This window comes from Massilia putida (genome assembly GCF_001941825.1).
Taxonomy (GTDB): Bacteria; Pseudomonadota; Gammaproteobacteria; order Burkholderiales; family Burkholderiaceae_D; genus Telluria; species Telluria putida.
On record NZ_CP019038.1, the window covers coordinates 6,333,416 to 6,356,214 of the forward strand.

Annotated in this window: 21 protein-coding genes and 2 pseudogenes; 16 read left to right on the forward strand and 7 right to left on the reverse strand. The window is 63.9% G+C overall.

Annotation, left to right across the window (positions count from 1 at the left end; genetic code table 11):
• Window positions 1-33: 33 nt before the first annotated feature.
• Genes BVG12_RS30485 through BVG12_RS30505 form a run of 5 tightly spaced genes read right to left on the reverse strand, consistent with a single transcriptional unit; the run spans window position 34 to window position 6,178 of the window.
• Window positions 34-1,059 carry a CobW family GTP-binding protein gene (locus BVG12_RS30485; RefSeq protein WP_075795676.1) on the reverse strand — a complete coding sequence of 342 codons (1,026 nt, stop codon included), beginning with the start codon at window positions 1,057-1,059 and terminating at the stop codon, window positions 34-36.
• A gap of 9 nt (window positions 1,060-1,068) precedes the next feature.
• Window positions 1,069-1,428, reverse strand: coding sequence for a hypothetical protein (locus tag BVG12_RS30490; protein WP_075795677.1), 360 nt, complete (start codon window positions 1,426-1,428; stop codon window positions 1,069-1,071).
• A 7-nt stretch (window positions 1,429-1,435) separates the two neighbouring features.
• Window positions 1,436-3,193 (reverse strand): hydantoinase B/oxoprolinase family protein, encoded by a 1,758-nt coding sequence (locus BVG12_RS30495; protein WP_075795678.1) that lies wholly within the window; start codon window positions 3,191-3,193, stop codon window positions 1,436-1,438.
• Window positions 3,193-5,295 (reverse strand): hydantoinase/oxoprolinase family protein, encoded by a 2,103-nt coding sequence (locus tag BVG12_RS30500; protein ID WP_075795679.1) that lies wholly within the window; start codon window positions 5,293-5,295, stop codon window positions 3,193-3,195. The genes BVG12_RS30495 and BVG12_RS30500 overlap by 1 nt, the downstream gene beginning before the upstream one ends.
• A 31-nt stretch (window positions 5,296-5,326) precedes the next feature.
• Complete coding sequence (locus BVG12_RS30505) at window positions 5,327-6,178, reverse strand: fumarylacetoacetate hydrolase family protein (protein WP_075795680.1); 852 nt, start codon at window positions 6,176-6,178, stop codon at window positions 5,327-5,329.
• A gap of 100 nt (window positions 6,179-6,278) precedes the next feature.
• On the opposite strand from BVG12_RS30505, the gene BVG12_RS30510 reads away from it, so the two are divergent.
• A complete protein-coding gene (locus BVG12_RS30510) occupies window positions 6,279-7,229 on the forward strand; it encodes a LysR family transcriptional regulator (protein ID WP_229503756.1) in 951 nt (316 codons plus the stop codon).
• 147 nt (window positions 7,230-7,376) lie between these two features.
• On the opposite strand, the pseudogene BVG12_RS36035 reads toward BVG12_RS30510, so the two are convergent.
• Window positions 7,377-7,499 (reverse strand): annotated as a pseudogene (locus tag BVG12_RS36035) (hypothetical protein); the annotation flags it as partial.
• Between the two features lie 564 nt (window positions 7,500-8,063).
• On the opposite strand from BVG12_RS36035, the gene BVG12_RS30515 reads away from it, so the two are divergent.
• From BVG12_RS30515 to BVG12_RS30585, 15 genes are all read left to right on the forward strand, one after another.
• A complete protein-coding gene (locus BVG12_RS30515; protein ID WP_075795681.1) occupies window positions 8,064-9,266 on the forward strand; it encodes an ABC transporter substrate-binding protein in 1,203 nt (400 codons plus the stop codon).
• A 39-nt stretch (window positions 9,267-9,305) separates the two neighbouring features.
• Entirely contained in the window at window positions 9,306-10,178 is an 873-nt protein-coding gene (locus BVG12_RS30520) for a branched-chain amino acid ABC transporter permease (RefSeq protein WP_229503757.1), read from the forward strand.
• Complete coding sequence (locus tag BVG12_RS30525; protein WP_229503758.1) at window positions 10,175-11,212, forward strand: branched-chain amino acid ABC transporter permease; 1,038 nt, start codon at window positions 10,175-10,177, stop codon at window positions 11,210-11,212. Before BVG12_RS30520 ends, BVG12_RS30525 begins: the two co-directional genes overlap by 4 nt.
• Window positions 11,212-11,967 carry an ABC transporter ATP-binding protein gene (locus BVG12_RS30530; RefSeq protein ID WP_075795683.1) on the forward strand — a complete coding sequence of 252 codons (756 nt, stop codon included), beginning with the start codon at window positions 11,212-11,214 and terminating at the stop codon, window positions 11,965-11,967. Before BVG12_RS30525 ends, BVG12_RS30530 begins: the two co-directional genes overlap by 1 nt.
• Window positions 11,960-12,688: an ABC transporter ATP-binding protein gene (locus tag BVG12_RS30535; protein ID WP_075795684.1), complete on the forward strand. Its 729-nt coding sequence runs from the start codon at window positions 11,960-11,962 to the stop codon at window positions 12,686-12,688. The genes BVG12_RS30530 and BVG12_RS30535 overlap by 8 nt, the downstream gene beginning before the upstream one ends.
• Window positions 12,689-12,835: 147 nt before the next feature.
• Window positions 12,836-14,305, forward strand: a complete 1,470-nt coding sequence (locus BVG12_RS30540) for a 4-hydroxyphenylacetate 3-hydroxylase family protein (RefSeq protein ID WP_075795685.1) — start codon at window positions 12,836-12,838, stop codon at window positions 14,303-14,305.
• A gap of 28 nt (window positions 14,306-14,333) precedes the next feature.
• A complete protein-coding gene (locus tag BVG12_RS30545; RefSeq protein WP_156895777.1) occupies window positions 14,334-14,852 on the forward strand; it encodes a flavin reductase family protein in 519 nt (172 codons plus the stop codon).
• Window positions 14,853-14,878: 26 nt separating this feature from the next.
• A complete protein-coding gene (locus BVG12_RS30550; RefSeq protein WP_075795686.1) occupies window positions 14,879-15,268 on the forward strand; it encodes a cupin domain-containing protein in 390 nt (129 codons plus the stop codon).
• A gap of 61 nt (window positions 15,269-15,329) precedes the next feature.
• Entirely contained in the window at window positions 15,330-15,959 is a 630-nt protein-coding gene (locus tag BVG12_RS30555; RefSeq protein ID WP_075795687.1) for a MarR family winged helix-turn-helix transcriptional regulator, read from the forward strand.
• A gap of 86 nt (window positions 15,960-16,045) precedes the next feature.
• Entirely contained in the window at window positions 16,046-16,762 is a 717-nt protein-coding gene (locus BVG12_RS30560; RefSeq protein ID WP_075795688.1) for a DUF2848 domain-containing protein, read from the forward strand.
• 34 nt (window positions 16,763-16,796) lie between these two features.
• Window positions 16,797-18,134, forward strand: a complete 1,338-nt coding sequence (locus tag BVG12_RS30565) for an amidase (protein WP_075795689.1) — start codon at window positions 16,797-16,799, stop codon at window positions 18,132-18,134.
• 228 nt (window positions 18,135-18,362) lie between these two features.
• A complete protein-coding gene (locus tag BVG12_RS30570; protein ID WP_075795690.1) occupies window positions 18,363-19,586 on the forward strand; it encodes an IscS subfamily cysteine desulfurase in 1,224 nt (407 codons plus the stop codon).
• A 169-nt stretch (window positions 19,587-19,755) separates the two neighbouring features.
• Window positions 19,756-20,844, forward strand: coding sequence for a porin (locus BVG12_RS30575; RefSeq protein WP_075795691.1), 1,089 nt, complete (start codon window positions 19,756-19,758; stop codon window positions 20,842-20,844).
• 23 nt (window positions 20,845-20,867) lie between these two features.
• Window positions 20,868-21,161 (forward strand): hypothetical protein, encoded by a 294-nt coding sequence (locus BVG12_RS30580; RefSeq protein ID WP_075795692.1) that lies wholly within the window; start codon window positions 20,868-20,870, stop codon window positions 21,159-21,161.
• Window positions 21,158-22,726 carry a methyl-accepting chemotaxis protein gene (locus tag BVG12_RS30585; protein WP_156895778.1) on the forward strand — a complete coding sequence of 523 codons (1,569 nt, stop codon included), beginning with the start codon at window positions 21,158-21,160 and terminating at the stop codon, window positions 22,724-22,726. The genes BVG12_RS30580 and BVG12_RS30585 overlap by 4 nt, the downstream gene beginning before the upstream one ends.
• On the opposite strand, the pseudogene BVG12_RS35920 reads toward BVG12_RS30585, so the two are convergent.
• Window positions 22,678-22,784 (reverse strand): annotated as a pseudogene (locus BVG12_RS35920) (IS5/IS1182 family transposase); the annotation flags it as partial. The gene BVG12_RS30585 and the pseudogene BVG12_RS35920 sit on opposite strands and share 49 nt — an antisense overlap.
• Window positions 22,785-22,799: the final 15 nt, after the last annotated feature.

Sequence of the window (22,799 nt, forward strand, 5' to 3'; positions counted from 1 at the left end):
CGGCCTACGGGAGGTTCTGCGGGTATGGCGGGTTCACCTTGCCTTATGGGCGAACACTGCCAGCGTGGCTTCGATGTCGTCCCGGTCGATGCCGCGCGTGATGAACACCAGGCGCGTCCGACGGTCCGCGCCGGGCCAGGCGTCCAGCTTGCGGGGCGGGTGGAAGATGTGCTGGACGCCATGGACGACGACCGGCGCTTCCGGATGCTCGCGCACGTGCACGAGGCCTTTCACCCGCAGCAGGTCCGGACCGCGCATGGCCGTCATCATGTCGAGCCACGCCTGGAAACCGCGCCAGGAGACGGGTTCATTCAGCACCACGGCGTACGAGCTGATCCCGTCCGCGTGGTCGTGGTGGTGGTGGTGGTCGTGGCCGTCGTGATGTTCATGGACCGTCGCGCGCGCGATCCACGCGTCGCTGTCGGCCGTCTCGTGTGCGACCGCGCCGCCGAACAGGATGTCCGGATCGATCCGGCCCCGCGTGGCTGCACACAGGGCCGCGCCGGGATTCAGCGCTTCCAGCCGATGTTCGAGGGCCGCACGCTGCTGCGGCGTGCACAGGTCCGTCTTCGTCAGCACGAGGCGGTCGGCCAGCGCGACCTGGTGCCGTGCCGCTTCGTGGCGTGTCAGCGTATCTCCGCCGTTCACGGCGTCGACTGTGGTGATCAGGCGGTCGAAGCGGAAGTGCTCGCGCAGCGACGGCTCGGCCATCAGGGTGTGCAGGATCGGTGCCGGATCGGCGAGACCCGTGGTCTCGAGCACGACCCGGTCGATGTCGTGCACGGCGCCATCGCGCGCCAGGCGGGCCAGTGTGGCCTGCAGGTCGCCGCGCACCGTGCAGCACACGCAGCCGTTTGCCAGCAGGACGAGTTCCTCGCGGGTTTGTTCGAGCAGATCGTGATCGAGCCCGACCTCGCCGAACTCGTTGATGATGACCGCTGTGCGGTCGAATGCCGGATCGCGCAGGATGTGCGACAGCAGCGTGGTCTTGCCGCTGCCCAGGAAGCCGGTCAGTACGGTGACGGGCAGCGGCAGGGCGGGTTTGTCTTTCAAGCTCATGTAAGATCCTCAACCATGGAGTTTAGCGAAAGAACGCAGGGTCTTGCCGAGCCGGGCGACGAGGAAGGCGCCGGCGGCGTCGCCGGGCGCACCGGCCAGCGCCCCGAGCAGGGCGCCGATGCTCCACTTGCCGTCAACCGTGCATCCCCGTTCACGCAGCAGCGTCACGACGTCCGCGCGGCCGTTGCGCTCGGCCTGGCCCAGCAGGTAGTCGGCGATGTCCTGCTCGAAGTCCTGCAGCTGCAGCGTGACGCCGCCCACGCTGCAGGCGCAGCTGCCCGCCAGCGCCACGTGCTGGCGCGCCAGGCGTTCCCAGATGTCGAGCAGTTCGCGTGCTTCGACCGGTACGGCGTGGGTCGCGGCTTCCATCGCTGCCTCAGGCGGTGACGGACGCGGTGCCGCGCAGCCGTGCCGTGGCCCCGGCGTCGAGCCGACCGTCGGTACCGACGATCACCTTGTAGGCGGCCTCGGCCTGCTCGCGGCTGACGTAGCCCTCGCGCACGTCGTCGGCCACCAGTTCGGGATCGCGTTCGGCCGGATCGCCGAATCCGCCGCCGCCACCCGACAGCATCTTGTACGCGTCGCCGCGGGCCAGGCGCACATTGAACACCTTGGCGTTCGCATGGCTCTCGTCCCACACGCCGTCCTTGCGGATTCCGATGCCGTTGCCCGCCGCCTCGTGGCCGCCGTCCAGGCCCCACGGCTTGCAGTGGACCCTGTCGATGCGGGTCGTGACGGAGAACGGCGACAATGCCTGCACGACCATTTCCGCACCCAGACCGCCGCGCTGGCGGCCGGCGCCCGCGCTGTCCTGGCGCAGCCGGTAGCTTTCCACCAGCACCGGGTACTTCGCTTCCAGCTGCTCGGTGGGGCTGTTGTGCGTGTCGCCGTCATTGATGCAGACCGTGGCCGACACGCCGTCCTCGCGCGATTTGGCGCCCCAGCCGCCGCCCAGCGGACCGATGCCGACAATGAACAGGCGCCCGTCTTCCGGCGAGATGCCGTGGATGTTCGGGAACACGAGGTCGGCGTGGTGGCCCGCGATGGCGCGGTCCGGGATCGCCGGCGCGAGCGCCTTGAAGATCGTGTCGATCACCGTCATCGGGAACGTCATCCACACGCGCATCGGGAACGGACGCTCGGCGCTGATCACGGTCCCCATCGGCATGATGACCTTGAGGGGGCGGAAGCTGCCGTCGTTGACCGGATAGTCCGTCGGCGTCGTCAGGCATTTGTACGCGACCTGCGCGCAGGCGATGCCCGTCGTGAAGCCGGAGTTGTAGAAGCCGCGCACCTGCTTGGCGACGTCGGTGAAGTCGACCGTCATCTCGTCGCCCTGCACGATCACCTTGACGCGGATCGGGATGCGCTTGCCCACTTCGAGGCCGTCGTCGTCCATGTACGATTCCGCTTCGTAGACGCCGTCCGGGATGGTCAGCGTGTTGGCGCGGGCCAGCGCTTCCGAATGGTCCATGATCTGTACCACCGACGCGCGCACGGCCTGCCAGCCATAGCGCCGCACGAGTTCCAGGTAGCGTCGCTCGCCCGTGGTGATCGCCGTGATCTGCGCACGCAGGTCGCCCATCGCGCGCTCGGACAGGCGCACGTTCATGGCGATGATGTCGACCAGGTCCTGGTTCACGACGCCTTCCTTGCGGTACTTGACGATCGGGATCTGGATGCCTTCCGAATAGATGTCGGTGGTGATCTGGCCGAGTGTACCGCCCACGTCCAGCCAGTGCGCCATGCAGCACGTGAAACCGATCAGTTCATCCTCGTGGAACACCGGCATCGTGAACGTGAAGTGGTTCAGGTGGCTGCCTGTCGTGTAGGCGTCATTGGTGACGAGGATGTCGCCGGGCTTGATGTTCTCCAGTCCGAAGTGGCGGATCTTCGCCTTCACGGTCTCGCTCATGCCGCGGATGAACATCGGCAGGCCGAGGCCGATGGAGATCGAGTCGCCCTCGACGGTGAACAGGCCCACCGTGAAATCCAGTGCCTCGTAGATGATCAGGTTGTACGCTGTGCGGGTGAGATTGGACTTCATTTCTTCCGTCACCGCGATCAGGCCGTTGCGGATGATCTCGACGGTGACGGCATCGACCGTTTCGGCCGCGTGTGCTTGCGTGTTCATTACAGTTCGCTCCCGATGGAAATTTGCAGGTTGCCGAAGGCGTCGACGAGCACCTCGTCGCCAGGTTGCACGACGGTAGTCGAAGCATGTTCTTCGACGAGGGCCGGTCCGGCGATGCGGTTCCCGCTGCGCAGCAGGTGGCGCCTGTAGACCGGCGTGGCGACGAAGCCGGCGGCCGAGCGGAAGTACACGTCTTTATGGGCACGCAGCGCCTCTTCGGGCGGAACCACGCTGCCTTCCTCGACGGCATGGCGGGGCGGCTTGCGCATGACGCCCAGCACCGTGACGCGCAGGCTCACGAGGTCGGCCGGTTCCGCCGGCGCCGACGTGCCGTAGCGGACGTTGTGGACAGCGTCGAAGCGCTGCTTGATCGCGCTGCGGTCCTGACGCACGAAGAAGTCGGTCGGCAGGTCGACGGCGACGGCGTGTTCCTGGCCGACGTAGCGCATGTCGGCGGCGCGCTCGATCACGACGGCTTCCGGCGCCACCGCCGACTGCGCCAGCGCGGCGCGGCCTTCGGCTTCCATCTCCGCGTAGATGGCTTCGATGTCCTCGAACGACACATCGTCCAGCTTGCGGAACACGGACCGCACGTAGTCGTAGCGCAGGTCGGAGAACAGCATGCCGTAGGCCGAGAAATAGCCCGGGGCGAACGGGATCAATACTTTGCGGATGCCCAGCTCGCGGGCGATCGCGGACGCGTGCAGGGGCCCGGCGCCGCCGTAAACCACCATCGTGAAGCTCCCGGCGTCCAGGCCCCGTTCCGTCGTGACGGCCTTGACGGCGTGGGACATGGAGGTCACGGCGATGCGCAGGATGCCATCGGCCGCCTTCACCGGATCGATGTCGAGCGGATCGCCGATTTTCGTCTGCATCGCGCGATAGGCCTTGTCCTTGTCGAGCAGCATTTCGCCGCCGAGGAAGTTGTGTTCGTCCAGACGGCCCAGCAGCAGGTTCGCATCGGTCACCGTCGGTTCGGTGCCGCCGCGCTGGTAGCACACGGGGCCCGGGATCGAGCCGGCGCTCTGCGGGCCGACGCGCAGCGCGTTGCCCACTTCCAGGCGCGCGATGCTGCCGCCGCCGGTGCCGACCTCGAAGATGTCGATCATCGGGATCTGGATCGGCAGCGCCTTCTCGTAGCCGCCGATCAGCGCGCTGCTGCTCGTCAGCGGCTTGCCGTCGTTGATGACGCCGGCCTTCGCCGTCGTGCCGCCCATGTCGAACGCGATTGCATCGCCGAGATCCAGCTGGGCGCAGATCGCCTGCGCACCGATCACGCCCGCGGCCGGACCGGATTCCAGCATGCGCACGCATTCGCGGCGCGCATGGTCGAGCGGGAACAGGCCACCGGTCGATTGCACGGCATAGAAGTCGCCCGGGAAGCCCTGCTGGTCCAGGTGCGCTTCCAGTTCGCCGAGGTAGGCGGACACGCGCGGGCCGACATACGCATTGGCCGCCACCGTCGAGACGCGCTCGAACTCGCGGTATTCCTGCGACAGTTCGTGCGACGCGGTGACGAACACGCCCGGAATTTCCTCGCGCACGATGTCGCGCACCCGGATCTCGTGCGCCGGGTTGCGGTACGAGTGCAGCAGCAGGACCGCGACGGCGTCCACGCCTTCCTGCTTGAGCTGGCGCGCCAGCGCGCGCACGGCGTCCTCGTCGAGCGGGCGGTGGACGGAGCCGTCGGCCAGCAGGCGCTCAGGCACCTCGAAACGCAGGGAGCGGCGGATCAGCGGCTCGTGCTTGGAGAAGAACAGGTTGTAGGCATCCGGGCGGTTCACGCGGCCGATCTCGTAGATGTCGCGGAAGCCCTGCGTGATCAACAGGGCCGTCTTCGCGCCGTTACGTTCCAGCAGCGTGTTGATGGCGATCGTCGAGCCATGCAGGAACAGGCCGCCATTCTCGACGTGCGCGCCGGCGCTGTCGAGCGTGTTCTGGATGCCGTTTACGAGTTGGCCGTGCGTGGACAGCGCCTTGCCGAACGATAGCTCGCCCGTTTTTTCGTTGAGGATGGCGAGGTCCGTGAACGTGCCGCCGATGTCGACGGCGATGCGCAGGTGGCCTGCGGCTGACGCCGTCACGTTGTTTTGCGTGGTCATGCTGATGTCTCCTTGGTTTGCGCCGGTCGGCTCACAGTGCCTTGACGGTATTCGTCAGCAGGCCGATGCCGCTGATCTCGACCTCGACCGTGTCGCCGGGTTTCATGTAGAGGGGCGGCTCGCGGCGATCACCGACACCGCCCGGGGTGCCCGTCGCGATCACGTCACCGGGGGACAGGCGCGTGAATTTCGACAGGTAGGAAATGATGACGGGCAGGGTAAAGATCAGGTCCGACAGCGGCGCTTGCTGCATGACGGCGCCGTTCAGCCGGGTCGTGAGCACCGATTGCGTGATGTCGGCGACCTCGTCGGCCGTGACCAGCGCGGGACCGAAGGCCCCGGTGCCGGGGAAGTTCTTTCCGGGCGTCCACTGGTGCGTGTGGCGCTGCCAGTCGCGCACGGTGGCGTCGTTGAAGCATGCGTAGCCGGCGATATGGGCCATCGCGTCGGCCTCGGCGATGTCTTCGCCGCCCGTGCCGATGACGACAGCGAGCTCCCCTTCGAAGTCGAACTTTTCCGACTTGCCGCTCGGGTAGCGCAGCGGCGCGCCGTCGGCGATGAGCGAATCGGCGAAGCGCACGAAGATCGCAGGGTGGTCGGCATCCGGGCGTTTCGTCTCGGCGACGTGCGACTTGTAGTTCAGGCCGACGCAGAAGATCTTGCGCGGATTGGCGAGCGGCGGCAGCGGCGTCACGTCGGCAAGTGCCAGCGTGGCCGGCGCGCCGGCCACCACTTCCTGCAGTTTTGACAGCGCGCGTGCGTCCAGGATGGAACGGATGTCCGGGTAGCGTTCTAGGAAATCCTTGCCCGGTACTGCGATCCGGTCGCCGGACAGCACGCCATAGCCGGCCTTGCCTTCGTATTGGTAAGCCACAAGTTTCATCCCGTATCTCCTCCGTTGTGATGTTTGGTTGATTCAGTTGGCAAATCGAGTCTAGGCCGTGCTAGGCTATGCCGGAAGCCAGTGATCAGACATTTCAGACATGCCTAAAATCGCATACCAAGAAGAAGCCATCGATTACGCGTCGTGGAAGCTGTTCATCGTCGTGAGCGAGCTAGGAAGCCTCACGAAAACGGCGACGGCCTATGGGACGACGCAGCCGCACATCAGCCGGCAGATCACGGAACTGGAGCGCGAATGCGGGGGACGGTTGTTCATACGTACGGGGCGCGGTGTCGTGCTGACGGAGCTCGGACGCCGTATCGCGCCACGCATCCGCAGGTGGATCGCGGACACCGACCAGCTGACGAACGACATCCGCGCTACGGCGGGTACGCCAGTCGGTGCGGTCCGGCTCGGCATCCTGCCGTCGACGGCCCATCCGTTCGTCACGACGCTGTATTACCGGCTGAAAGAGCGTTTTCCCCTCATCCAACTCACGATCCGCGAGGGGCAGGGGGCGCAGCTGGAAACCTGGCTCGAGAACGGCGACGTGGATCTTGCGCTGCTGTACCGGCACAGCCCGACGCCCAACCATGGGGACGTCTACCTGTCTCAAGTGGAGACCTATCTCGTCGGCCCGCCCGGCGATGCACTGACGAGCGCGCCGACCGTCGCCTTCCGCTCTCTGAATCGCCTGCCTCTCGTGATGTTCTGCCGGCCGAACTCATGGCGCGACAAGCTGGACCAGGTGGCGGCGGAACACGGGATGGTGCTGAATGTCGCGGCCGAGGTCGACTCCTTAGCGCTACAGACTCGGATCGTCAGCGATGGCGGTATGTATGCCTTGCTGGGACCCTACGCCATTGCCGGCGCGACCCGGTCGCTCCAGCTCCAGTCCAGCGCGATCGTCGAGCCACAATTGCTGCGTCATATCGCACTGGCGGTGTCCCAGCAGGGACCGTTGACGCTTGCGGGAAAAACGGTCATGCAGCTTGTCAAGGAGATCGCGAACGAGGCGCAGACCGGCGCAATGCCTGTGGATGTCGAGTAAACACCGATGGTAGACGGCGCTCTGCACCTGGGTCGCGGCGGACTCATGGGGTGCAAAGTGTGGTGTTCAGCTAACTCGTTGAATCTTAAATGCCAAAACGGCCTGCAAAGTCGTTTTGACGAAAGTCGCACCTCTCGGTTACCGCTTTCAATGACTTGATGTTTCCGACCCCCTTAACTGGGGACGGTTTGCAGCCCGGGCAGTTAGCCATGCTAAGACTTCGCTGTAGAGCCAAGGTGAAGCCTTCTTCGAGAGCTTGACCTGAGCAGGAAATCTCCTTTCTGGATGTTCGCGTAACGTGAACTACGGGATAGACCACAAATATGAAGGGGTGGCCTGCTGCCGATTCGGATAAAACCGCTTTAGCTTTCCTGGTCTCCTCAGACCTCACCAGGCTCCTTTGAAACGTACCGTGCGGCTCATTTGAGCGGATCCCTCTCCTCTTTCAGCCGGCGCATCTGAGAGCGCACCCGCTGGAGCTCGCTCTTCGCTTCGACCAGCTCGGCACCTTTCGTTTCGTCCCTCGTCGCCAACACTACGCTGCCCACGTGTACAAACGACGGAACGACACCCTGACCGGGTCACCCATTCTCATTTTGGAACGAGCGCGCTTGAGCACCTGCTTGACTGCTTTTCCGTGATCACACTCCTCCATCAGCGGGTTCGCGGCGACCGCGCCGCATGTTGCGCCGCATGATAAGTCGAGCCGCATTTCCTCAAAATCTGCTGGCGTTATTTTAGCTTATAAACTAAGCTTTCTATGTAATCTAAAAAATGGGACTGGCAGTCCGGCCATGTTCCGCATGAGCCCATCGAGTTCTAGAGGAGGAAGACATGTTTAATTGGAAACGTATCGGTATGGCGGCCGGTGCCGGCATAGCGAGTCTCGTGCTGTCCGTCGCCGGCGTGGCGGCGGAGCAGACAGTCAAGGTAGGGATGGTCGTCGGGCTTTCCGGCGCAGGCGCCGATATCGGCGAAAGCATGGTTCGGGGTGCGGACTTGTATCTGGCACTGCACAAGCAGGAGCTGCCGCGGGGCGTCAGTGTGGAACTGATCAAGCGCGACGATGGCAGCAATCCCGATCGCACCAAGCGCCTGGCGCAGGAACTTGTCGTACGCGACAAGGTCCAGCTGTTGACGGGAGTTACGCTGAGTCCCCAGGCGTTGACGATCGCACCGATCTCGACGGCGGCGAAGATCCCCACCATCCTCATGAATGCGACGACCGGTTCGCTTACGCGCGCGTCTCCGTATTTTGTACGTTTCTCCTATGCGAACTGGCAGATGGCATACACGCTGGGCGCCTGGGCGGCGAAACACGACATCAACAGCGCCTACACGCTGGTGGCCGACTATGCGGCCGGTCACGACATGGAAGCGGGTTTCAAGCGTGGTTTTGAAGACAATGGCGGCAAGCTGGTCGGCTCCGATCGTACCCCGATGGGCACCACGGACTACCTGCCCGCGATGGCGCGCATCAAGGCCGCGGCGCCCAAGTCGCTTTTCGTGTTCACTCTGAGCGGCGCGCCGAGTATCGCCACCATGAAAGCGTTCCGAGACTCCGGCCTACAGGCTGCGGGCGTGCAGTTGCTGACCACGGCACAGAACGTCTCCGATCAACAGCTGCCCCAGACCGGTCCTGCGACCGTCGGCATGATCGATAGCGCGGTCTATATCGCGACCGATGCCAGCCCCGGCGCGAAGGAATTCCTGGCGGCGTTCAAGAAAGCGTACGGCCCCAATGCGATGCCGGACCTGCCCGCCGTCGCGGCATGGAACAGCATGGAGGCGGTGTTCGGCGTGATCAAGAAACACGGCGCCCAGTTCACCTCTAAACAGGCCATGGATGTGCTGACGACCTGGAAATCGCCGAATACCCCGGCAGGCGCCATCGCCATCGATCCTCAGACGCGCGACATCGTACATGACGTGACCATGGCCAGGATCCGGCAGGTCGGCGACCACTACGAGAACGTCGCCTTTGATGTCGTCAAGGGCGTCAAGGACCCCTGGAAAGCTCTGAATCCCGAGAAGTGACGCCGACGTTCTCGAATTGACCGATAAAGGAATCAGAGCTTGAATACCGCAAATATTTTAGTAGGCATCGCCTTCAGCGGTGCCGCCTACGCGATGGTGCTGTACATGACGTCGGTAGGCCTGTCCGTCACGATGGGGCTGCTTGGTGTGGCCAACCTGGCGCATGGTGCGTTCGCCATGGCCGGTGGCTATTTGCTCGTGACCTTGATGGACCGCCTTGAGGTGCCGTTCGGCCTGGCCGTCGTGCTGGCCTGCGTTGCCGTCGGTGCGATCAGTCTGGTACTCGAACGCTGGCTTTACGCCCGGGTGTACAAGGCCACGGAACTCGACCAGGTGGTCCTGAGCATGGGACTGATTTTCGTCGGGACGGCCGTTGCGCACTTTGTCTTCGGGGCGCAACCGGTCCGGGTCGCCATACCGGACGCGATCGGCGGACAGCTTGCGCTCGCCGGCGGGTTCTCGTTTCCCGTCTACCGCCTTGTCCTGATCGCCACGGGTCTGGCGGTATTCGCCGCGCTCTGGCTGACGATCGAAAAGACGCTGGTCGGTGCGCGGATCCGTTCCGCCGTGGACAACCGCGCGATGGCCGAGGCGCTGGGCCTGAACAGCAAGCGCCTGTTCGCCGCCGTCTTCGCCCTCGGCAGCGTGCTCGCCGCGCTCGGCGGGGCGATGGGGGCCGATGTCATGGCGATCGAACCCGAATACGCCCTCAAGCACCTCGTGTACTTCCTGATCGTCGTGGCCGTGGGGGGACTCGGTTCGGTCAAGGGCCCGTTTCTCGCGGCCTTGCTGCTTGGTGTCGGCGACGCGGCATGCAAGATCCTTGCTCCCGGGTTTGGCGGGATCTTCATCTATATCGCACTTTTCCTTATTCTTCTCGTGAAGCCAAACGGCTTGTTCGGACGCGCATGATGACTCATTCTGACGTAATGGATTCCAATGTCCCGGCCGCAGCGACGCCGGGCGCCACGCACGCCATCCACCAATTGCTGTCGGCACGCCGCTTCCGGCCTGTCGAAGCGCTTCCCTGGCTGCTGGCGGCCGCCGTGTATTTCGTGCTGCCCCAGTACTTCCAGCTGGGGGCGCAAGTCCTCATCATGGTGCTGTTTGCCCTGTCGTTCGATCTTTTGCTGGGCTACGGTGGCATCGTCACGCTGGGACACGCGGCCTACTTCGGCGCCGGCGCCTACACCGCAGGCTTGCTGGCCAGGTACGGCTGGGGCGAGCCCCTGTCCGCGCTGCTTGTGTCCGGCCTCGTGGCGGGCATGCTGGGGACGCTCGCCGGTGCGGTCATCCTGCGCACCAAAGGCCTGGCCCTCCTGATGCTGGGCATGGCGGTGTCGCTGCTGCTGCTCGAACTGGCCAATACCGCGACGGACATCACGGGGGGCGCGGACGGGTTGCAAGGCATGGACGTCAGGCCGTTGCTGGGGCAATTCGAGTTCGACATGCTCGGCAAGACTGCGTATATCTATAGCCTTGCTGTCCTGTTCCTGGCATGGGTGCTGTTGAGGCATCTGGTGAATTCGCCGTTCGGCCGATCGCTCGTGGGCATTCGCCAGAACCCGGCGCGCATGCAGGCGCTTGGCGTCTCCGTCTGGGGGCGCCGCCTTACCGCGTTCGCCATCAGCAGCGCGCTGGCCGGCATCGCCGGCGCGCTGTCGGCCCAGACGTCGCAGTTCGTGTCGCTCTCCGTATTCAGCCTGGAGCTCTCCGGCATGGTCATCGTCATGCTGGAAATGGGCGGTGTCGGACGCCTGTATGGCGCGTTCGTCGGGGCGACCGTTTACATGGTGGCGCAGGATACGCTGTCCAAGGACCAGCCGGCCACCTGGTTGTTCTGGATCGGTCTGCTGCTCATCCTGCTCGTATTGTTCAACCGCGGCGGATTGCTCGGCCTGTGCGACACCGTACGCCGGCGCATCGCGCACAAGGAGGTATCGTGATGTCGGCACCTGTCATCGAGACGCGCGGCCTGCGCCGCCAATACGGATCGTTCGTTGCGACCGACAACGTCGACTTCGCGATGAAGGCCGGAGAGCGGCGCGCTCTCATCGGCCCGAACGGCGCCGGCAAGACGACGTTCCTGAACCTCCTGACCGGACAGATCGCGCCGTCGAGCGGCAGCGTCTGGCTGAACGGTGCGGATGTCAGCGCGATTCCCATGCATCGCCGGGTCCGGCGCGGCATTGCGCGCACCTTCCAGCTCAACACCTTGCTGCGCGAGTCGACGGCGCTGGAAAACGTGCAGCTCGCGGTGCTCGAGCATCAGGGGCTGGGCGGGCGCCTGTTCGGCGGCGCGGCCGCGCAGCGCCGCGCGGCGGAAACCGCCATGGACATCCTGGTCAAGCTGGGCATGGGCGTGCACGCCGGCCACCGGATCAGCGATCTCGCCTATGGACGTCAGCGACTCGTGGAAATCGCGATCGCCCTGGCCCTCCGGCCGAAAGTCCTTCTGCTGGACGAGCCCGCCGCGGGCGTTCCTCCGGCCGACTCCCATCTCGTGATGGACATGATCGCAGGCCTGCCGGACGACATCGCGGTCCTGATCATCGAACACGACATGAAACTCGTGTTCCGCTTTGCGCACCGCATCAACGTGCTGGTGCAGGGCCGCATGCTCACGGAGGGCACGCCGGCGGAAATCGCAGCGGACCCGCAGGTTCGCGAAGTCTATCTCGGAAAGGCGCGCCATGACTGATCCCATCCTCCATTGCGACCGGCTGTGCGCCGGCTGGGGCGACACCCGGGGCCTGTCCGATGTGTCGATCACGCTGTCCCGCGGCACCGTGCTGGCCGTCCTCGGCCGCAACGGCGTCGGAAAAAGCACGCTGCTTTCCACCGTCATGGGGCGTGCGACACACAAGAGCGGCGCCATCAAATTCGATGGCAGGAACATCGAGCGGCTGCCCGTGTACGAGCGCGCGAAGCTGGGGATCGGGTTCGTGCCCCAGGAACGGGAGATCTTTCCTTCGCTGTCCGTGCGCGAAAACTTGCTCGTCGCGGGCAAGCCTGCCCGTCGCGTCGGTGCGCAGCCCTGGTCGCTGGAGCGGGTCATCGACCTGATGCCCCGCCTCGGCGAACGTATCAACAACGGCGGTTCGCAACTTTCCGGCGGCGAGCAACAAATGCTCAGCATCGGCCGGGCCCTGATGGGCAATCCATCGGTCCTGCTGCTCGACGAACCCATGGAAGGACTGGCGCCGGTGATCATCGACGGCCTCGTCGCGGCACTCCACCGGTTGCGCGCGCAAAGCGAGCTGGCGATCCTGCTCGTGGAGCAGCACGTGTCGCTGGCGCTGGAATTCACCGACCGTATCGTCGTCCTGGACCGTGGCATGACGGTCTACGACAACGCGGACGGCCGCGCCGTCCCCGACCGCAAACATCTCGACAAGCTCACGGGCGTGTCCGGGCATTAAATTTTTCTTTTTTAGCTTACTAACTAAGCTTTTCGAGTAATATATATCGCAGATGGCCGGAAGGCTCGGCAATGTCGAGCCGACGTGTACAGCGGATCATTGATTGCCAATGCAAGCCGCGCAAATAACTTCTGGAGGGACTGAAAAATGTTGAAAACTGGCGCTGAGCATCTCGAATCCTTGCGTGACGGCCGCACGATCTTTGTCGGCAACGAGCGTATCGCCGACGTCACCACCCATCCCGTATTCCGTAACGGTGCGCAGTCCATCGCGGACATCTACGACATGAAATGCGCACCCGAGAACCGCGATCTGATGACGTTCGAGGAAAACGGCGAGCGCTATAGCGGGTACTTCCTGCGCGCCCGCAGCAAGGCGGACCTCGAGTTCCGCCACCGCGTGCACCAGGCGATCGCCGACAAGACGTATGGCATGTTCGGCCGCTCGCCGGACCATGTCTCGAGCTTCGTCACCGGCATGAGCCTGAAGGCCGACGTCTTTGGAAAGTATGCCGATAACCTCATGGCGTACTACCAGCGCATGCGCAAGGCGGACAGCTACGCCGTGTATGCGGTGGTACCGCCGCAGGCCGGCCGCAATCCGGAGGCCTACCAGAAGCTCAATCTCCCGGTCCCGACGCTGCGCGTCGTGCGCGAGGACGACGACGGCGTCGTCATCACCGGCATCAAGATGCTGGCGACCGGCGCGGCCTACGCCAATGAAATCTGGATCGGCAACCTCACACCCCTCGCGCCAGACCAGGCCAACCAGTCGATCACCTGCGTCGTGCCGGTCAACGCGCCAGGCCTCGAACTGTGGTCGCGCAAGCCGTTCGGCCGCGACACCACGTCTGACTTCGAAAATCCCCTCGGCTACCGGTATGACGAATCGGACAGCATGCTGCTGTGCCGGGAAGTCAAAGTCCCTTGGGAAAATGTTTTCGTCCATAACGATACGGCGCTGGCACGCCAGATCTACCTGGAGACGGCCGGCCATACGTACGGCAACCACCAGTCCAACGTACGTTTCCTGTCCAAGGTAAAGCTCATCGTCGGCATCGCCAGCAAGATCACCAAGGCATCCGGCGCCGACCAGATCCCGGCCGTGCGCGAGACGCTTGGCAAGCTGGCCGCCTGGGAAGGCACGCTCGAAGGCCTGATCATGGGCCAACTGCAAAGCGCGGAGGAATGGCCGGTACAGGGACACTGGTGCTACAACCGGCGCTACGTGTACGCGGCGCTCAACTGGTGTACTGAAAATCATTCGTTCATCATCGACCAGTTGCGTGAATTGTGTGGCGGCAGTGTCTTCCAGATGCCGGCCGATATCTCCGTCATGGCCGCCCCGGAATTGCGTTCCTCGTTCGAGCAATACTGGTCGACGCTGCAGACCGGCGCCGTCGACCGCATGAAGCTCTACAAGCTGGCATGGGACCTGACGGGTTCCGAATTCGCCGGCCGCCACCAGCAGTACGAGAAATTCTACGCCGGCGCGTCGTTTGTCGTCCGCAACTACACCTATACGCACACGAACTGGCAGGCACTGGAGGGCATCGCCGATCGGCTGCTGGAGAGCTACGGCGTGCCCGCAGAGTATCTCAAGGAATATGCCCTCTGATCCGCCAACCTCCAATGGGAGCATGACCATGGAATGCACATCCACACCCTTGCCGGCAATCGATCGCAACGAGTTCCGTTCGGCATTGAGCCTGTTTCCCACCGGCGTGGCCGTCGTCACGGCGGAAGGCGGGGCCGGCGAAGGCCGAATCGGCATGACGATCACATCGTTCAATTCGGTGTCGCTGGACCCGCCGCTGGTGCTGTTCTCGATCGGGAAGCAGGCACTGAGCCTACCCGTCCTGTGCGGCGCGAAGATGTACAGCGTGAATGTGCTGGGCGAAGACCATCAGCATATTTCAAGCCGCTTTGCCACGGCAAAAGGGGACAAGTGGTCCGGCACCGAAGTCGAAATCCACGACGGCCTGCCGTTCACCCTGAAAGACTCGATCGTATCGTTCCAGGCCGTGCCTTATGCGCAGCACGATGGCGGCGATCACGTCATTTTCGTGGGGCGCGTCGTACGCATTCACAAGAAAGATCCGGCGGCACCGCTTGTTTTCTTTGGCGGCAAATACGCGGTCCTGCAACCGCCGGCAACACGTTAACCTTTTTTAACCAAGGAGTACCTATCATGGCTGTCAACAAGATCCACCATGAGTTTCACCAGATCGACCTCAATGCGCCAGGCTGGCAACTGCCGGAAGGGTATGCGCCGGACTCGGGCGCCCTGGAACTGATCATCTCCGGCTCGCTCGACACGGCGAACAAGCGCGGCAGCCGTACGCGGATCCTGCGCTTCCCGCCCGGGTTCGCCACCTTCAAGCCGATCGTCCACGATTACTGGGAAGAGGTGTTCATGCTGGAAGGCGACATGACCGTCGGTGCCGACGAGAACGGGCAGGGCGGCAGCTCCTTCGCCGGCTACACCTACGCGGTGCGCCCGCCGGGTGCGTGGCACGGTCCTTTCCGCTCCGTGAACGGGTGCTACCTGCTCGAATCGCATTACTACGATCCGGCTTGACGTGACGTAACCCAGGGATGCGCGATAATCTCGGGGTTACTCACTGAAGTCCGGAGCCAAGATGAACCGCCGTGCAACAAAGCCTGACCAAAACGCGCAATCCGAGGATTGGGTACTGGGACCCTCTGTTTCGCTTCCCGCGTTACTCGACAAGGGACCGGTCCCCGACGCGACTTTTCGCCAGTTTGTCTATGACATTTCGGTGGTGGGGGAGCATCTCGGCGCGGCGCGTCAATACCTCGCGGAGAGGCTCGGCGTGACACCCCCGCAGTACAACATTCTGATGGTCATTGCGCGGTCGGGCGGCGATGGCATCAGGGTGAGCGATGTCGCGGAAAGGCTGAATGTCACGGGGGCGTTCGTGACGAACGAGGTCAAAAAGCTCGTCAAGGCGCAGTTCATCGTCAAGAAATCGAATCCCGACGATGGACGGGGCGTGCTGTTGAGTCTGAGCGTATCCGGCATGGAACGGATCAAGTCGATCGAACCGGACCTGCTGATGGTGAATGACCGTCTGTTCGGCACGTTGACGCGCGAGGATTTCCTGCACCTTGCGCGGACGGTCGGCTCCCTTGTCGATGTATTCGGCCAGACCGTCGCGGTCCTGAAAGCGCTCTCCGCGACTGCCGGCAACGAAGAAAAGCGGGCGCCGGTCGCCCGGAAAAAAGCAAGTAAAACACAGGGCGGGTAAGGCTGATCGGCTGTGCGGCAGAAAGCGGCACGTCTTGGCCAGGACCTGCTGAATTTCCACATTTCTGATGCACGAACATGCCAACCATGCTTCATTTTTCCTGCGAAAGCCTCGAGTCCGACGGTGTCGCCAGCACGCGCTTGCTTGCCGTTGAACCGAACAATCTCATCATTTCCGGCTGGACCGGGCGCGACGCGGCCGCGATCGAACACCATATCGAAGAACTCGCGGCGCTCGGCGTGCCGCGCCCGTCGGCCGTTCCCTTGTACTACCGTGCGGGCAAGGCCTTGCTGAGCCAGTCCCCGGTTGTCGACGTACTGGGGCCGGAAAGCTCGGGCGAGGCGGAGCCGGCGCTCTTTTTTGCCGACGGCGAATGGTGGCTGACCGTCGGCTCCGACCATACGGACCGCCAGGTGGAGAGTTATTCGGTCGCGGTGTCCAAGCAGATGTGCCCGAAGCCGATCGCCACGTCGGCGTGGCGCTGGCGCGATCTCGCGTCCCGACAGGACGACATCGTGCTGGAATCGCGCATTTACGAAGGCGGCGAATGGGTGACGTACCAACGGGGAACCCTCGCATCCATCCGTCCCCTCGAGTCGCTGCGCGACGGATATTTCGACTCGACCGGCGCGGCCGCACGGGATGGCCACGTGCAGTTCTGCGGCACGCTTGGCGCCATCCCGAACGCACAAGGGCAAGGTATCCGCCCGGTGGAACTGATGGAGATCTCGTTGCGCGATCCGGTGCTCAAACGGAGCATCGTGCACCGTTATTCCGCTTGCGTGCTCCCTGTCGTCGCTTGAGCGTTCCTCGCAATCAACCAGGACAAGCTTGATCATGAGCCATACCATTCCTCAGCTCCGCGCGCTGCTTGCGCGCGGCGAGACCACCCACGGTCACCTGGTCGCTTCCGCATTGGACCGGGCGGCGCAGGATCCTGCGCGCCATGTCTTTACCGCGCTGTATGCGGACTCGGCGATGGCCGCCGCGCGCTATGCGGACGCATCCCTGGCGGCAGGCGTCGCGCTGCCGCCGCTGGCCGGCCTGCCGGTGTCCGTCAAGGATTTGTACGACGTCGCCGGTGAGCCGACCCGGGCGGGCAGCATCGTGTGCAACGACGATCCGGCACCCGTCTCGGATGCCGTCGCGGTCGCCCGACTGCGGGCACAGGGCGCGGCGATCATCGGCAAGACCAACATGACCGAATTCGCGTTTTCCGGCGTCGGCATCAATCCGCATTACGGCACGCCGCGCAACCCCGCGGATTCCAAGGTCGCACGCATCCCGGGCGGCTCGTCGTCCGGCGCCGCGGTCTCGGTGGCGTTGGGCATTGCGGTGGCCGGTCTCGGCTCGGATACCGGCGGTTCGATCCGCATTCCGGCGGCGCTGTGCGGGCTGGTCGGCTTCAAGAGCACCCAGTCCCGGGTACCCCGCACCGGCGCCCTCGAACTGTCGCGGACGCTGGACACCGTGTGCTCGATGACTCGCAGTGTCGCCGATTGCATTACGGTCGACGCCGCCGTAGCGGACGCGCCGATGGAGGTCACGCAACGGCCACTGCACGGTATGCGGCTGGCGGTGCCGGAAACCCTTGTGTTCGATGGGATCGAACCCGCCGTGGCCCGCGCGTTCGACAGTGCGCTTCAAAGGCTCTCGGCGCGCGGCGCCATCATCGAGTCGATCCCGTTCCGCGAACTGGCCGAGATCCAGGCGCTCAACGCGCCAGGCGGTTTTTCCGCCGTCGAGGCCTACGCGGTACATCGCCAACGCCTCGCGAACCGTACCGGGGATTTCGATCCGCGCGTGGCCCAGCGGATCGCCACCGGTGCCGTCGCCAGCGCGGCCGACTACATCGCCATGCACGATGCGCGCAAGGCCTGGATCCGGCGCGCGGAGGCGATCGTCAAGCCGTACGACGCGCTCGTGTGCCCGACCGTGCCCATCCTGGCGCCCGAAATCGATGTCCTGGTGGCGAGCGATGAGGCCTTCTTCAAGGCCAACGGCCTATTGCTCAGGAATACGTTCGCCATCAACTATCTCGACGGCTGCGCCTTCAGCTTGCCGTGCCACGATGCCGGCGCGCTTCCGGTCGGGCTGATGCTGTCGTCGACATCCGGTGGCGACAGTCGGTTGGCGGCCGTGGCGCTCGCGGTCGAGGCTGCCCTGGCGGCGTAAACCGGCCGCGGCGTCGTCGCGCGCCATCGCACCTGCTCGTCCTCGAGCCGCCGTCGCCTATCGACCGGGTGACGGCGGAAGGCCACCTTTGCGGCCGCACATCGCGTCGGCCGTATCCCTCACGTTGTTCCAGGGCGTTGTAAAAATAGGCTTACAAATAAAACTTATCTACAAAGCTTTTTTAACTAGTTATAATTGAGAGACACCACTCATCCTCAAGTGCCCGATATGACCAAGATTCCCAGCCGTCTTCCCGTTTACATGGACTACAGCGCCACCACCCCTGTCGATCGCCGCGTATTCCAGGCGATGGAACCTTATTTCTGCACGATCTTTGGCAATCCCGCATCGCGCAGCCATGCCTATGGATGGGAAGCGGAAAGCGCCGTCGAAGCGGCGCGCGGCCACGTGGCGGCCCTGCTCAACGCCGACCCCCGGGAAATCGTATGGACTTCCGGCGCCACGGAAGGAAACAATCTCGCGATCAAGGGGGCGGCTCATTTCTACAGCGGCAAGGGGAAGCACATCATCACCCAGGTGACCGAACACAAGGCCGTGCTCGATACGTTCCGGGAGCTGGAACGCCAGGGCTTCGAAGCCACCTACCTTCCGGTCGACGAGGACGGGATCGTGCCCGCGCAACGCGTCATCGATGCGATGCGTCCGGACACCGTGCTCGTTTCGATCATGATGGCCAACAATGAGACCGGCGTCATCCAGCCGGTGGAAGAGATCGGGCAGGCATGCCGCGCCAGGAAAATCGTGTTCCATTGCGACGCCGTACAGGCCGCAGGCAAGATTCCGGTCGACGTCGATCGGATCCATGCCGACCTGCTGACCGTCACGGCACACAAGCTGTACGGCCCGAAAGGCATCGGTGCGCTCTATGTGAGACGCAAGCCACGCATCCGGATCGAGGCCCAGATCCATGGCGGCGGCCACGAGCGCGGCATGCGCTCGGGAACGTTGCCCACCCACCAGATCGTCGGAATGGGCGAAGCGTTCCGGCTCGCCAGGCTCGAACTGGAGCAGGACAGCCGGCGCTTGGCCATGCTGCGCGATCGCCTTCTTGCGGGACTGCAGGAAATCGATGAAGTCTATGTCAATGGCTCCATGTCCGAGCGGTTGCCGAATATCCTCAACATCAGTTTCAACTTCGTCGAAGGCGAGTCGATGATCATGGCGGTACGCGACCTGGCCGTATCGTCCGGATCCGCCTGCACCTCGGCTTCGCTGGAGCCCTCTTATGTGCTGCGCGCCCTCGGACGTAGCGACGAACTGGCGCACAGCTCGATCAGGTACTCGCTCGGCCGCTTCACGACCGAAGACGAAGTGGATTTCGCGATCGACCTGATCAAGACGAAGATCGCGAAGCTGCGCGAATTGAGTCCACTCTGGGAGATGCATCTCGAAGGCGTCGACATGGCGTCCATCGAGTGGGCGGCACACTAAGCGCCCGACATACCCCATCACCGTACACGCGCGCCCGCATGTCGTGCGCGCGCACCGTATCGCCCGGGCCGCCGCACTGGCCTGTTTCCGCGGTAGCGCGGGTCGATTGCTTCAATGTTGCATTACCAGGTTCGCTGGACGAACCGTTTATAACCATAACGGAGACAACATGAAACACCCTATCCGGATCGCGGCAGCGATCGCGTGCGGACTCGGCACCTGCATCGTCCACGCCCAGTCATCGGTCCAGGTCTACGGCCTCGTCGACAGCAGCGTGGCGCACATCACCAACGTCGATGCGCAGGGCCATTCGGCCACCAAGATCCCTACGCTGACGGGCACGTTCCCGTCGCGTATCGGGTTCCGCGGCACCGAGGAACTCGGCGACGGCCTGCAGGCTTACTTCGTGCTGGAAAACGGATTTGGACCGGACACGGGCCTGACCGGTCAGGGCGGCCGCCTGTTCGGACGCCAGGCACTGGTCGGGCTGCGTGGGAGCTGGGGCAGCCTGAGTCTCGGGCGGCAGCAGAATATGACCTATCTCGCGACGCAAAAGACGGATGTGCTTGGCCCGCAATTATTTTCCATCAACTCCATCGATCTCTACCTGCCCAATGCCCGCAGTGACAATGCGATCGGCTACTTGGGTAACTTCAATGGCCTGACGCTCGGCGCGACCTGGAGTTTCGGACGGGATGCGTCGGCAGCGGGCGGGCCGTCCGCGACGAATTGTCCTGGCGAGGTTCCCGGTAATGCCAGGGCCTGCCGCCAATATACGGGACTGCTCGGCTACGACACGAAGGGCTGGGGCATGACGACGTCGTACGACCGGATGTACGGGAACACCGGGGCGGCGGGAGGGCTGACCACTGCCGCGAGCACCGATACCCGCGTCACGCTCAACGGCTTTGTCATGCTGGGCGCGACCAAGCTCGGCATAGGTGTCGTCGATCGCACGACGAGGGCCGCCACGGGCCTGACGGAATCGGACCTGTATTACCTCGGCATCAGTCGTCCGGCCGGCGCGTACACATTCGATGCGCAGGTCGCGCGGCGCGACACGAAACGTTCCCCGTCCGACGTCAACATGTTCGTCGCCCGCATCACTTATTCGCTGTCCAAGCGTACCGCCGTGTATTCCTCGGTCGGGCGCATGGCCAACAAGGGGGCGTCGGCGGTAGCGGTCGACGCGGGCGGCACGGTGGAGGCGGGCATGAGCCAGAACGGCTTCATGGCGGGCCTGCGTCACGCGTTCTGATATCGGGACATTAGGAGACAGGCATGGAACAGCGCGACGCTGCAACAGCTTCGTCCGTCGTCATACTGTGCGGCGCCGTATGTTTCATGCCTGACCCCGGCCCGCCGGGCGAGACCGGGGCCGACGAGCCGGTTGACGCGGTCAGGCTTCGCCAGGGCCGGTGGCGCGAAGCAGGGGCCGTCGGCGGTTCGCATGTCGTCCTTCGTGGCGTAGTCGATGTCCTCACGGCGCTGACACTCTGCGGCGCGACAGGCGGGCCGTGGAAAATCATTGGGAGCACGGCCATGGCAAACGCGTTCAACAGGAGACATCCGTGAGGTTATCTTTTCGAAAAAAGCTGCTTTTGCCCCTAGCGGTCAGCTGGCTTTGCCTGCTGACGGTTGTCACGGTTAACGCATTTCGCGATCGTGCGCTGCGCATGGAGGAGCGCAAGACGCAGCTTGCCAACGCCGGCGACATGGCGCTGTCGATCGTGAAGGAATATGCCGGAATGGCTGTGGCCGGATCGTTGTCCGAAGCGGATGCGCGCAGCCAGGCGTTGGCACGCATCAAGGCATTGCGGTACGGAGACACCGGCTATCTGCTGGTCGTCGATTCCCAAAAGATGATCATGAATCCCATCAAGCCGGATCTCGTCGGGGTCGGTCTCGGAAACATCAAGGATGTGGAGGGCCGCCAGCAGTGCATCGATGCCGTGACGGTCGCCAAGGCGTCGGGCAAAGGCTTTACTTACTACCTGTGGAACAAGCCTGGCGCCGTGGAGCCGGAGCGAAAGATCTCTTATGACGTCTACTTCCAGCCATGGGATTGGACGATCATGACGGGCATGTATCTCGGCGATGTGGACGCAGCGTTTCGTGCGGCCGTGCTCGAATCGGCGGTCATACTGCTTGTCGTCGGCTTGGCGCTGTCCGCATTCGTCATCGCCATTGTGGTCAGTATCGAGCGGTCGCTGGGCGGCACGCCCGACCAGGCCGTCGACATCGCGCGCCGTATTGCGCAGGGCGACCTGGATCATGCGATTGACGTGCGCCCCCGCGATACGGCCAGCCTGATAGGCACCATGAAAACCATGCGCGATGCGCTTGCGGACATCGTCGGCCGCGTACGCGGAGGTACGGCGACCATCGCCAGCGCCTCCAGCCAGATTGCAGCGGGAAATGTCGCATTGTCCGGCAGGACGGAAGCGCGCGCCGCGGCGCTGGAGCAAACGTCGGCGTCGATGGAAGAATTGACGTCGACCGTCAAGGACAACGCCGATCATGCGCGCCGAGCCAATGCCCTGGCACAGTCGGCATTCGACGCGGCGAGCCGGGGCGGTGGCGTCGTGTCGCACGTCGTCGGCACGATGGCGTCCATCAGCGCGTCGTCGCGGAAAATCGTCGACATCATCGACGTCATCGACGGCATCGCCTTCCAGACCAATATTCTTGCGCTGAACGCCGCGGTCGAGGCCGCACGTGCCGGCGAACAGGGCAGGGGGTTCGCCGTGGTGGCCGCCGAGGTGCGCAATCTCGCGCAGCGATCGGCCATCGCATCGAAGGAAATCAAACTCCTGATCGAAGACGCTGTCGCGCGGACGGATGCAGGCGTGGCGCTGGTCAGCCAGGCCGGCTCGACAATGCGAGAGATCGTCGACAGCGTGCAACAGGTTACGACCATCATTTCAGAAATAATGGAGGCTACCCACGAGCAAAACCTCGGCATTGAGCAGATCAACGAGGCAATCCATCAAATGGACCAAGTGACCCAGCAGGATGCGGCTCTTGTTGAAGAGGTCGCTGCAGCGTCGGAGGCCATGCAAAACGAAGCATTACAACTCGCCGGCGTCGTCAGTGTGTTCAAGCAACGCATCCTGGTTTCGACAAGGCTACGCGGATGATAGCCGGTCCACGTCTTCCGGATTTCTGCCCAGGACGGCGCGTCCCGGCCCTGGCTGCTACTATGAGCCGACC